General features: G+C 62.8%; 14 protein-coding genes. 10 read left to right on the top strand and 4 right to left on the bottom strand.

The genetic code is table 11. From position 1 onward, the window contains the following. Positions 1-241: 241 nt before the first annotated feature. From CR103_RS17245 to CR103_RS17215, 7 genes are all read left to right on the top strand, one after another. Positions 242-694 carry a MarR family winged helix-turn-helix transcriptional regulator gene (locus CR103_RS17245; protein WP_099917172.1) on the top strand — a complete coding sequence of 151 codons (453 nt, stop codon included), beginning with the start codon at positions 242-244 and terminating at the stop codon, positions 692-694. A 4-nt stretch (positions 695-698) separates the two neighbouring features. Then, positions 699-2,027 carry an MFS transporter gene (locus CR103_RS17240; RefSeq protein ID WP_229443357.1) on the top strand — a complete coding sequence of 443 codons (1,329 nt, stop codon included), beginning with the start codon at positions 699-701 and terminating at the stop codon, positions 2,025-2,027. Positions 2,028-2,032: 5 nt separating this feature from the next. Then, positions 2,033-2,827, top strand: coding sequence for a hydroxypyruvate isomerase (gene hyi / locus CR103_RS17235; protein ID WP_099917170.1), 795 nt, complete (start codon positions 2,033-2,035; stop codon positions 2,825-2,827). Between the two features lie 17 nt (positions 2,828-2,844). Beyond that, entirely contained in the window at positions 2,845-3,210 is a 366-nt protein-coding gene (locus tag CR103_RS17230) for a VOC family protein (RefSeq protein WP_099917169.1), read from the top strand. A gap of 86 nt (positions 3,211-3,296) precedes the next feature. Beyond that, positions 3,297-4,157, top strand: a complete 861-nt coding sequence (locus CR103_RS17225; RefSeq protein WP_099917168.1) for a hypothetical protein — start codon at positions 3,297-3,299, stop codon at positions 4,155-4,157. A gap of 13 nt (positions 4,158-4,170) precedes the next feature. Then, on the top strand, positions 4,171-4,686 hold the full coding sequence (locus tag CR103_RS17220) for a hypothetical protein (RefSeq protein WP_229443355.1): 516 nt from the start codon (positions 4,171-4,173) through the stop codon (positions 4,684-4,686). A 138-nt stretch (positions 4,687-4,824) separates the two neighbouring features. Then, the gene (locus CR103_RS17215; RefSeq protein ID WP_229443353.1) at positions 4,825-5,202 is read left to right on the top strand and encodes a TraR/DksA family transcriptional regulator; all 378 of its coding nucleotides are present in this window, start codon (positions 4,825-4,827) and stop codon (positions 5,200-5,202) included. Positions 5,203-5,206: 4 nt separating this feature from the next. Here the strand turns inward: CR103_RS17215 and phbB are convergent, their stop codons facing one another. The 4 genes from phbB to CR103_RS17195 all read right to left on the bottom strand — a co-directional run bounded on the left by phbB (position 5,207) and on the right by CR103_RS17195 (position 8,539). Next, positions 5,207-5,953 carry an acetoacetyl-CoA reductase gene (phbB, locus tag CR103_RS17210; RefSeq protein WP_099917167.1) on the bottom strand — a complete coding sequence of 249 codons (747 nt, stop codon included), beginning with the start codon at positions 5,951-5,953 and terminating at the stop codon, positions 5,207-5,209. A 223-nt stretch (positions 5,954-6,176) separates the two neighbouring features. Next, entirely contained in the window at positions 6,177-6,734 is a 558-nt protein-coding gene (locus CR103_RS17205; protein WP_099917178.1) for a hypothetical protein, read from the bottom strand. Between the two features lie 120 nt (positions 6,735-6,854). After that, positions 6,855-7,724, bottom strand: coding sequence for a M90 family metallopeptidase (locus CR103_RS17200; RefSeq protein WP_099917166.1), 870 nt, complete (start codon positions 7,722-7,724; stop codon positions 6,855-6,857). 203 nt (positions 7,725-7,927) lie between these two features. After that, a complete protein-coding gene (locus CR103_RS17195) occupies positions 7,928-8,539 on the bottom strand; it encodes a winged helix-turn-helix domain-containing protein (protein ID WP_229443336.1) in 612 nt (203 codons plus the stop codon). 304 nt (positions 8,540-8,843) lie between these two features. Here CR103_RS17195 and CR103_RS23900 point away from each other — a divergent pair, with 304 nt between their 5' ends. The 3 genes from CR103_RS23900 to CR103_RS17180 all read left to right on the top strand — a co-directional run bounded on the left by CR103_RS23900 (position 8,844) and on the right by CR103_RS17180 (position 11,860). Next, on the top strand, positions 8,844-9,146 hold the full coding sequence (locus tag CR103_RS23900; protein WP_099917164.1) for a hypothetical protein: 303 nt from the start codon (positions 8,844-8,846) through the stop codon (positions 9,144-9,146). 172 nt (positions 9,147-9,318) lie between these two features. Next, on the top strand, positions 9,319-10,686 hold the full coding sequence (locus CR103_RS17185; protein WP_099917163.1) for a MipA/OmpV family protein: 1,368 nt from the start codon (positions 9,319-9,321) through the stop codon (positions 10,684-10,686). A 139-nt stretch (positions 10,687-10,825) separates the two neighbouring features. Then, complete coding sequence (locus CR103_RS17180) at positions 10,826-11,860, top strand: OmpA family protein (RefSeq protein WP_099917162.1); 1,035 nt, start codon at positions 10,826-10,828, stop codon at positions 11,858-11,860. The last annotated feature ends 50 nt before the right edge of the window (positions 11,861-11,910 follow it).

The raw sequence follows: 11,910 nt of genomic DNA, 5'->3' as shown, positions 1-11,910 counted from the left end.
CGCCGGCGGCGGCCCTGCCGCTCCTGGCGGTGGCGGTGGCGCGCGCGGACCGCGTCCGGCACCGCCGCACCGCTCGGGCGGCCGCGGACGATAAGTAAAAAAGCCGGGTTCGCCCGGTTTTTTTTCGTCCCAACACATGCTGGGCGAGCGTGAAAACAGTGTCGGATGTGCTTGACTTGCCAAATAAATAATATATGCTTGACTGGTCAAGCATATATTCATCATAAACAGGGAGTCCAGCATGGTCGCCGCACACGCCACCCCTTCCACCGATTTCTGCCTGCGCCTGGCGCGCGCCCACGCTGTGCTGATCCGGCGCTTCGACAGCGCGCTCGGCAGCTTCCACGGCCTTAGCTTCGGCGACTTCCAGGTGCTCAACCACCTGAGCCGAGCCCCGGGCGGGCGCCTGCGCCGCGTCGACCTGGCCGAGCGGCTCGGCTTGACCGCCTCGGGCGTGACGCGCACCCTGCTGCCGCTGGAGAAAATCGGCCTCGTCACGCGCCAGCCGGATCCGCGCGATGCCCGGGTCGGCTACGCCGCGGTAACGCCAACCGGCGAACAGCTGCTGCAGGACGCTACCGCCACGGTCGACCTGGTCAGCAGCGACCTGCTCGCCCGCGTGCCGCCGGACGCGTTGGCGGGCATGGCCGGGCTGCTCAGCCAGCTGGCCGGCGTCACCGCCTCGAACGCCTAAGACGATGTCCACCCCAGTTATGCACGACCCGCGCGCCGCCCGCGCCGCCTTGCTGCGCGATACCAATTTCCGCTGGATGATGGTTGGGGGCGCCATTTCGATGCTGGGCGACCAGTTCACCCTGATCGCACTGCCGTGGCTGGTCTTGCAGCTGACGGGGGACGCGCTCACGCTGGGCCTGACCATAGCGCTGATGGGCGTGCCCCGCGCCATCTTCATCCTGGTCGGCGGCGCGCTGGTCGACCGTTACTCCCCCAAGCGCGTATTGATGCTGACAAAGTACGCCAATGCCTTTCTTCTCGGCCTGCTCGCGGCGCTGGTACTTACCCATCAGGTGACGATGCCGCTGGTCTACGCTTTGGCGCTTGGCATTGGCCTGGCGTCCGCCTTCAGCATCCCGTCCGGCTCGTCGATGCTGCCGAACGTGGTGGCGCCGCACCAGTTGCAAATGGCCAATGGCATGATGATGAGCATGCGCGTGCTGACCGCGCTGGCCGGCCCGCTGCTGGCCGGCCTGTTGATCGCGTTTTCAAGCCATGACCCGGCTCCGGCGGGCGGCGCCGGCATGACCGATGCACGCGGCCTTGGCATCGCGTTCGCTCTCGATGCGGTCAGTTTCGCCGTCACGGTGTGGACGCTGCACCAAGTGCAGATGCATCCGGGCGCCGTGCGCGCCGCGCCGCAACGGGTGCTCGCCGCCGTCGGCGACGGCCTGGCGATGGTCTGGCGCGACGTCGAGATGCGCAGCGCTTTTATCTACTGGGGCGTGATGTCATTTGTTGTCGGCGGCGCCATGCAGGTGGCAATGCCGCTGCTGGCCAGCAGCCGCCTCGGCGGCGTGGCTGCGCTCGGCCTGGTGATGGGCGCTCACGCGGCCGGCAACCTGGCTGGCATGGGCTTGTCTTCGCTGAAGGGCGACTTTCGTATCGGCACGTTCGGTACCACCTTGCTGCTGCTTGACGCCGTGGCCGGTGTGGTGCTGATGTGCATGGGCAGCGTTGGCGCGGCCTGGCAGGCTGCGGCGCTGATGTTATTGCTGGGCCTGCTCTCCGGCTTTACGCAGGTAGCGGTGTTCACCTGGATCCAGCGGCGCGTGGCGCGCGAGATGCTGGGCCGCACCATGAGCATTTTCATGTTCATCCTGATGGGACTGGCGCCGCTGGCCGCCTCGCTGACCGGGCTGTCCATGCAGTACCTGGACCTGACGCAGCTGTTCGTCGGCGCCGGCCTGTTCCTGCTGGCGGGCACCCTGGCCGCGTTCGCCCTCACACCAATGCGCGTGATGAACGACTCGAAATCGGCTACGATATCGGCATTGACTCCCGACGCCTGACCGACATGCCAAAATTTGCAGCAAACCTGAGTATGATGTTTGGAGAAGTGAGCTTCATCGATCGCTTCGCTTGCGCCAGCGCGGCCGGCTTCGATGCGGTCGAGTTCTTGTTCCCGTATGCGTTTGAATCCGAGCAGATCGCCCTGCGCCTGGCGCGCAACGGGTTGCAGCTGGTACTGTTCAACCTGCCCGCCGGCGACTGGACCGCCGGCGAGCGCGGCATCGCCTGCGATCCGCGCCGCATCGGCGAGTTCCAGGACAGCGTCGAGCTGGCCCTCGATTACGCTGGCGAGCTTGGCGTCGGCCAGTTGCACTGCCTGGCCGGCAAGGTGCCGCCGAACGTGCCGCACGAGCGCGCCCACGAGACCTACATCGCCAACCTGAAGTTCGCCGCCGCCGCCCTCGCCAAGCACAGCCTGCGCCTGTTGATCGAGCCGATCAATACCTTTGACGTCCCCGGCTATTTCCTTACTGGCACGAAGCAGGCACAAGCCATCATCGACGAATGCGGCGTCGACAACCTGTTCATGCAGTACGACATCTATCACATGCAGCGGATGGAGGGCGAACTGGCCAACACGATGCGTACCAACCTGGCGCGCATCGGCCACATCCAGCTAGCCGACAATCCCGGGCGGCACCAGCCGGGCACCGGCGAGATCAACTTTCCCTACCTGTTCGGCCTGTTAGATGAGATCGGCTATGATGGCTTTGTCGGCTGCGAATACCTTCCCAGCGGTCCGACCGTGGACAGCCTGGCATGGCGCGATCAGTGGCTGGCCAGCCAACAACAACAATAATAATAACTGGAACAATCATGATCCTCGGCCTGCGCACCGTCATTTACCCCGTCGCTGACATTGCCGACGCCACCGCGTGGTATTCGGGCGTGTTCGAGCGCGCGCCGTATTTCAGCGAGCCCTACTACGTCGGCTTCGAGGTCGGCGGCTTCGAACTGGGCCTGGTCCCGGACGGCGTGCCTGGCGCCACCGGCGCCACCGCCTACTGGGGCACGGCCGACATCGAAACCGAAATGCGGCGCCTGCTTGAACTGGGGGCGTCGATCGATTCGCCGGTGACCGAAGTCGGCGGCGGCATCCTCGCTGCGGTGCTGAAGGACCCATACGGCAATCTGTTCGGCCTGATCCAGAATCCGCACTTCGACGCTGCCAAGGTCGGCTGAACTTGATATCGAGCAAGATGCAGATGGGATAGAGGGGCAAGAATGTCTCTTTCCGGCTCGCCCTCCCGCGCGGCTAGAAAGGACCCATGACCGCCCGTCACCACCTTCCCGCCCTGTTCGCACTATGCATCAGCCTGCTGCTTGGAGGCTGTGCCACGACCAACGTCAGTTGGCAGGAAGTACGCGACTTTGCCGACCAGTCCGCCAAACTGGGCGGCTATGCCGAATTGTCGACCCGCTTCCGCGACACTTATGCCCGCGAACAGTTGTACCTGCCGCCCGCCGCCGAACGGATCGGCAAGGAAACCGACGTCAAGCGACGCGCGCTGTATGAGGATTTTATCAGCGCCCAGAAAGCGGTAGTGCTGTACATGCAAACGCTGAGCCTGCTGGCAGGCGACGCCAGGTACGACCTCACTGACAAGCTCGACGATCTCGGCAATGGCATCAAGGCCAATCTCGAAAGCGGGCTCGAGCAGAAGCACGTGGTCGCCTATATCGGCATGACGCGCATGCTGACGCGGGTGATTGCTTCCGGCTACCAGGGCCGCAGTGTCGAAACGATGGTGCGCGACGGCGACCGCGACCTGCAGACCCTGCTCGACGCGATGCTGACCCTGACCCGGTTTTACGCCAAGACCAACGAGAACGAAAAGAAAACCATTCTAGGCATCTTCGACGTCGAGATCCCGTTCGCCACCCGGCCGCAAGACCGCATGCTGGTCACGCTGGCGAAGGTGCATTACCTCAACAAGTCGGCTGAATACAAGATCCTCGACAAACGTTACGAGTTGGCGGTGCAAGGCTTGACGAAAGTGTCGCTGGGTCACCAGAAGCTGCGCGAAAACCTGGGCAACCTGCGTGGCGAGGAAGTCAGGAGCATCCTGGCGAGCTACGTGCGCGACTTGCAGATAATCCGCACCGGTCTTTCCGCCAATCCAAACTGAACGGAGGCACGCAATGAGCAAAGGCATTGAGGGAAACGCTGGGCAAATCGCTGAGAAGCACATTGGGCAAAACGGTTTGGCGACGGTGCCGCAGATCGAGGCGCTGGCCGACCAGTTGTCGGTTTGCGCCGATCAGATCCACGCGCGCGTGATGAAGGACATCAAGGCCTACAATGGCAAGCCGGTTGGCGATGCCGAGCAAGCCACCGCGCGCGCCTTGCTCGACGACGAACTGCTGCTGCGCCAGCGCGCCAACAGTCTGTATGCGGACGCCGCCACCTACGTCGTCAAGACGCTCGGCAAGCCGCAGCAGCACGTGATGGAACTGACGACGGCAGCGGCCGAAAAGATTCGCAAGATCAAGATGATCGGCGACGTCGTCGGGCTGGTCGGCGGCCTGCTGTCGCTGGCCGGCGCCGCCGCCACCGGCCAACCGGTGCCGATCCTCGCCGCGCTCGACAAGATCCGCCTCCAGGTCAAGACGGTGGAGGCAACCATGCCGAAGAAGCCGCCGCTTACGCCTGCATAAACCGGTTGCCCGGCTCCCTGGCCAAAATTCGCATCAAGCCTGGCGTGCGCCCATGTTCATCGCGCCCCGATCGCGCTACACTTATCCCAGCCCAGCCACCGGCTCGGCCCTCCCTCCACGGTCCGGAAAGGGTTTCCGATGAACGGCTTGATGAATGGCCTTGAGCAGGAGCAGCTCGTACTCCTGAAATCGATGCTCGACCAGCGCCGCGCCGCGCTTGCGACCCAAAACGATGCCGACCACCACGGTACGCGCGACCGCGCGGTCGAGGAAGTGGAAACCTCGCCCGCCGACAAGGCCACGGTGCGCCTGCTCAACGATATGGCGCTGGAGGCCGCCGGCCACAACGCCGCCCAGATGCTGGTGCTTAAACGTGCGCTGATCAAGTTCGACGACGGCAGCTATGGCGAATGCGAGGAATGCGGCAACCAGATCGGCTTTTCGCGGCTGCAGGCGCGTCCCGAAGCGCCGCTGTGCATAACTTGCCAGACCATGGCGGAAAAACACAAAAGCTGAATCGTTAGCACATATGCTGGCCGCCATTGATCGCAATGTTGGCGCCGGTGACGAATCCGGCTTCTTCCGACGCCAGGTAAGCCACCAGCGCGGCGACCTCTTCGGGTTCGCCGAGCCTGCCGACAGGAATATTCGGCAAGATTTTCGACTGCATGATCTCGTCCGGCACCTGCAGCGTCATCTTGGTGCGCAGGTAGCCCGGCGACACCGTGTTGACAGTAATCCCATGACGCGCCACTTCCAGCGCCAGCGCCTTGGCAAAACCGTGCATGCCGGCCTTGGCCGCGGCGTAATTGACCTGGCCGAAGCTGCCCTGTTGCGCGTTCACCGAAGAAATATTGATGATGCGCCCCGAACGCTGCGCCATCATTGGCTCGAGTGCCTGCCGGGTTACGTTGAATACACTGTCGAGGTTGGTCTGCATGACGCTGGTCCAGTCTTCCAGCGCCATCATGCGCAGGCTGCGGTCGCGCTGAATGCCGGCATTGTTGACCAGCACATCGAGCCGCCCCATCTCGGCCAGCAGCTTTTGCATCATCCACTCAGTGTCGGCGAAATTGCCGACATCGACCTTGTAGGCGGTAAAGCGGCAGCCTTCATCGCGTTGCGCGGCAAGCCAGCCTTCCGGGGCACGATTGGCCGGCGAATACGTCGTTGCCACCTTGAACCCGGCGGCGTCAAGCCGCCTGCACAAGGCCGTTCCCAGTCCGCCCATGCCCCCCGTCACCAGCGCTACCTTGCGACTTTCCATGCTGCGCCCGCCCCATAAAAGTTGTATATTAGACAGCACGCCCGCGGCGTGAGGAACCAATTCTAGGGGGCTTACGAGGGGCGATGTTGATAAATATCAAAGATGATGACAAGCAGAAAACTTTTAAATAAGCATTGGATGGGTCAGGCACGCCGGGGCCAGCCTGCCCCGTCGGATTCCCCGTGCGAGCGGATCAAGGCCGGCCCAGCCGGGCCCGGCCAGGTCAGCGGATCAGTGCCGGTATGCTGAGCGGGTCGAAATCAACCCAGTCGCGATCAACGATACTTCCTTCGGCCCGCTCGAGGTGATGGACGCCGAGGTCGCGCAGCACCGTCAAGGCGCGATTTTCCCGCTCCTGGCCGTCATCGATCGCGACGGCCAGCAGCATGCCGGCCAGGCGCAGCTCGGCCAGGTTTTCGCCGCCCTCTTCTGGCTCGCCCTTGTCTTTCATTTTTGAAAAGCTGAACAGCGTGCCGACATGGGCACCGACCAGGCCGCCGACAATCGGCCCGACGGGACCGGTCACCACCGAGGTCGCCGCACCGACCGCGACGCCGACCGCCCCCCCCACGGAGGCGCCTTTGATTACGCCTTCCGGGGTCTCCTTGGCGCCGGCCGATTGCAGGTGGTCGCCGCCGATCGGGGTCATGTCATGCTGGCCCGGCTGGTTGACGAAAAAAGCGCTGATGTGCTCGTCGCGAAAACCGGCGTTGACCAGTTCGCGCCGCGCCTGGTCAACGTCTTCCTGGAGTTGAAAATGGCCTGCGATAATGGTGGACATGCTCTCTTCCTCCTGCATTTGATAATGTGCCAAGTATGCGCCGCGTGGCTGCCGCGCACTGTACGCCAGCGCACGTATTTAAACGGAAGTCGCGCCGCCCCTGCTTGGCCGCTTACACTTCTAGCGCCACTGGCCGTATCCGCCCGCCTCCACCGGTTGCGACGCCGGCACCGGCGCATCCTGCCATTCGCGCGGATCGATCCGGTAATATTTGCCGAACTCGGCAAACAGGGCCGGATGGCGTTCTGCCATCTGGTAGGGTTTTTCGAAGAAGGTTTCGGTGGCGACCGCAAAAAACTCCGCCGGGCTGGTCGCGCCGTAATGGTCGAGCACGCTCTGCTGATGGTAAATCGCGTCGGCGCGCAGGTCGGCGAAGTCGCGCGACAGCACCTGTGACCAGTTGCGGTAGCTCTCCCGGCTGCCCAGGTAAGGCGCGCCGTTGTTGCTGCCTGATTCGCTGTCGAGCTGGTGGGCGAACTCGTGCAGCACCACGTTCTGGCCATCGGTCCAGTCATGAGAACCGCGCCGCACATGGTCCCATGCCAGCACCACCCTGCCGTCGCCCCACGATTCGCCCAGCAGGTCCTGGCGCGTTTCGGTGACCACGCCGGCAGCGTCGACCTGATTGCGCGGCGCCAGGAACGCGGTCGGATAGATCAGCACCGTGTCGAGCCCCGGGTAGACGCGGCTGGGCCGGTTCAGCAGCAGCAGGCAAGCCTGGCCGGCAATCGTCACCCGCATCTCGTCGTCGATATCGAGTCCGTCGCAACCGATAAATTTTTTCTGGTGCAAAAATTGCTGCACCAGCCGGTGCAGTTGTTGCCGCAACTGCTCGGGAATGCGTGCATAGACCGGGATATTGCGGGCGAGGATATCGGTAAAACCGGCCGGCATCGGCCGTCCCAGCGCGCGCCGCAGCCGCCAGCCAGGCGCCAGCATTGCTGCGGCGATGACAAGCATGCCAGCGATGCTCCAGAGCAGCTCTTGCATAGGGACCGCCCTTTTTCTGTTCTTTCTGTTAACAATAATCAAACGAACCGCGCTTTGACTTACCCACAGCAAGTGGGGATAGTTATTCGCTTTTCAATTGCAGGCGACGATAGGAGGACGGAACAAAAAAAGCGCCGCTAACATGAGCGGCGCAGGTCGGTAGGGTGGGGAGCACAAAGCCGGCAAGCCAGCCCCTGGCAAGCTTAAACGTGGTCCTTGTTGGCCGATGGCGCGGCGCCAAACAAGGCGGCCACCAGCGGATCGCGGGCGACAGGGCTGCGGTTCACGCGGATCGCGTAATGCGTGTCGTCGGCCAGGATGTGGAAGTGGCGACCGGTACCGGCCATGCTCTGCTCGCGCAGGCCTGGGCGCTCCTTGCGCGGGGCAGCGCCTTCGCGTTTCGGTTGCACGATGGCGGCCAGGAAGGCCTTGACCCGGTCCGGATCGGGCGAGATCTGGTACACCGCCTTGCCCAGGTAAGTGGCGGTGCCCTCAATGTAGCGCGCCAGTTCGATGACACCGGCTTCGCGCAGGTCGCGGATATACTTGCGCGCGCCAGACGGTGAAAATTTGAGGAACCAGGCGATCTCGTCGGCCAGCATTTCGTGGGTGGACAATTCACCGATCAGCTTTTGCATGTTTTCGATGCGGCGCTGGGTGGCGGAAGTCGAGCGAACCCGCTCGATCGGCGCCATCGAAATCGGAGCACGTTCCGCCGGCTGTGGTGCGACGCGTTCGATCAGCGCCGAATTGCCAGAATTGTACGTTGCGCCCATGTCGCCTTGTCCTGCGTTGCGGTGTGTCGGTGCATGCATTTTCGAGTACTCCGTAAAAAGAGATAATCATTGGTCGGGGTCGCATGGTTGTTTGACTGCATAACAACTTTGCGGTTCCCTTTAGCTTGACGCCAGCTTGCCTGTGTCATGGACAGTGGTCTGTGCGCCATCGAACGTTTCACGACACTCTTATGCGGATGGGGTAATAAAGTCCCGGGAGTATTGTGCGTTGGCGTACAGATCAGCCGTACTTACCTCGTTATGCTGGGTCCGTTCGCGTAAAGTTGCATGCGTATCGATAACGACGTAGAAATATGCACTAACCTTCTAAAAGGAAACCACCATGAAAACCACTATTTTTGTTGCAATGCTTGCCATCGTCGGCCTGGCCGCCTGCGAAAAAACCACGGTGAACCCACCAGCGACCTCGACCACCGTTGTCACCCCGACCGTCGAGACACAGGTTGCTGTTCCTGGCCCTGCCGGCGCTACTGGCGCTACCGGCGCCGCTGGCGACACCGGCAACACTGGCAACACTGGCGCAGTCGGTGCAACTGGCGATGTCGGCGCAACTGGCGCAACTGGCAATACCGGTAGCACTGGCAAGACTGGCGACACCGTGATCGTGGTGCCAGAGAAGCGCTAATCAGTCACCAAGCACTGCGCTGTTGCATTACGGGGCGCAGCAAGGCATCAAACATTGCGCCGCACCGGGCCACCAGGCTCGTGCGGCGCGATTTTTTTTGCAAGTTCCCGCATCTGTTGATCCGGAGGGCAATCCGCTACACTTGCGCTCCTTTCGCTCAGCTTTCAAACAAATGCGCTTCAAATTCGTTTTCCTGTCGCTGATGCTGCCGCTGGCCGCCTGCGCCGGCCCCGCCGGTTCCGATGTGCTGGTCGACTTCCTGGCAATCCCCGGCAGCGCCGGACTCGGCACCATCCAGCGCTTTGCCTACACGCCCTACCGTGGCGCTACCGTCAGCCGCGACCTGGTGCCGCTGTACATGTACGAAGGCAAGCGTTTCTACCTGCACGCCACCCGCGCCGGGCTGAAACTCTCCGAGCGCAGAGATCACGACCTCGAGGTCTTCGTCGACTACCGCTTCGAGGGTTTTCCGGCCGACCAGGCGCCCGCCATCCTGCAAGGCATGGCGCGGCGCCATCCCGGCATCGACCTCGGCGTGGCCTACCGCAAGCGGGCGCCGTGGGGCAACCTGGATGCCGAAATCCTGCACGATGCCAACAACCATAGTCACGGCTCCGAAATGCGGCTCGGCTACAGCCTCGACGTCCGATCGGGCCGGCTACACCTGCGCCCGAGTGTGGCGATGGCGCGCCGCAACTCTGCGCTGAACAACTATTACTATGGCGTGCGCGGCAGCGAAGCACGCGCCGACCGTCCTGCCTACCTGCCGGGAGCCGGCGTCGACACCACGGTCAGCCTGTTTGCCTTCTATGAAATGACCGAGCGCTGGCGCCTGCTGGGCGGGGTCGGCGTCACCTGGCAGGACAGCGGTGTGCGCCATAGCCCGCTGGTCGAGGACAAGCCGCAGCCGAACGCGATGGTTGGCGCAGCCTACGACTTCGGCAGCCACAAGCCGTACTCCGAGCCGGGCCTGCCGATACACCTCAAAGTCTACGGCGGCCGCGCTACCGAATGCAATTTCCTGCCGGCTGCCACCTTCCGCTGCGGCTCGACCCGCACCCGGGACGACACCCGCATCGGGGGCTTCGACCTTGGCCGTCCGCTGGTCGAGCGCGTCAACGGTTGGCCGCTCGATTTCGTCGCCTATATCGGCGTGCAGGTCCACGACGAACGCGGCGTGGCGCCCGCCTCCCTGCAACTGAACGCACAGATCAAGGCGTATTACTATGGCTTTCCGTGGCGCGAACGCGTGCGCACGCGGGTCGGCTTCGGCGCCGGCTTTTCGATGGCCCAGCGAGTGCCGCTGGTCGAACTGCAAGACCAGGCCCGGCGCGGCCGCGAAACCTCGCGCTTCCTCAATTACCTCGATCCCTCGCTCGACATCAGCGTCGGCGACCTGGTCGGCTCGAAGCGGCTCAAGGAGACCTATGCCGGCATCGGCATCTCGCACCGCTCCGGCATTTTCGGCGCCTCCCGGATCCTCGGCAACATCAATGGCGGCTCTAATTTCTTGTATGCCTACGTCGAATCGCCGCTATAAACGGGCACCGTTGTAAATAAAAGACATGGCCTGTCCAAGGTGCGCTACCGCACCGACCAGATGAACTCGTGACCTTAATCTTTGCCCAACATCTTCGATAGGTGAAGCACAATTTACTTTAACGTTACGGGAGTTTTCTGTGAATAATTCGAAAAAAATCGCCTTGGCCGTTGCCATCTTCTGCTCTGCCGGGACTACGTTGGCGCAAGAAATCAATCCCTCCTGGTACATCCAGCCTAGCGTTGTCGGCGTCAAACCCGACCGCGATTTCGGCGTCAACGACCGCGACTATGGCGGCGCTGTGCGCTTCGGCAAGCCAATGTCGCCGATGTGGGACATGCAGGCTGGCGCCTCCCATATCCGCGCCGAAGATGGCCCCAACAATTATCGCCAGACGCTGGTCGGGGTCGATGCATTGTTGATGCTATCGCGTCAGAATTTCCGTCCATTTATCCTGTTCGGGGTCGGCGCTTCCCGCGACAGGGTCGAAAACCCGCTGCACAGCGCGAGAGGCACCAACCCCTACATCACGGCCGGCATCGGCTTCCAGCTCGGCCTCACTCCACAGTGGTCGATGCAAGCCGACATCCGCAGCGTGCGCGGGCGCTTGTCCACCAGCGACAATTTCGGCTTCACCCGCAGCAACAACAAATACGTCAACGTCGGCTTTAACTACGCCTTCAATCCGCCGCCGGCACCTTACGTCGCCCCGCCGCCACCGCCGCCGGTAGCAGAGCAGCCAGCGCCGGTGCCGGTCGCGCCGCCACCACCGCCGCCACCGCCGCCTGCGCGTTTCGAGAAGGTGACCATGTCGGCGACCGAGCTGTTCGGGTTTAACAGCGCCATGCTGAGCATGCCGCAACCGAAGCTCGACGACATCGCCGCCGCGCTCTCGGCCGATCCGAGCATCGCCGACGTCGACATCAACGGCTATGCCGACCGCCTCGGTTCCACCCAGTACAACCAGAAGCTGTCGGAACGCCGCGCCAACGCCGTGCGCGACTACCTGGTCGCCAAAGGCATCAACACCAATCGGCTGAAGGCCTACGGCAAGGGCGAAGCGAATCCTGTCGTTACTTGCAACAACAAAAAACGTGCTGATCTGATCCGGTGCCTCGAACCGAACCGGCGCGTCGAAGTCGAACAAATCACCGTCGAACGCCGCGTACAATAATCGGTTCGCGCGAACTCACTTGAATGGGCCCTGCGGGGCCCATTCGTATT

This window comes from Massilia psychrophila (assembly GCF_002760665.1).
Taxonomy (GTDB): Bacteria; Pseudomonadota; Gammaproteobacteria; order Burkholderiales; family Burkholderiaceae_D; genus JAFCUW01.
Note: the sequence above shows the minus strand (reverse complement) of the source record. Positions and strands in the feature narration are given on the sequence as shown.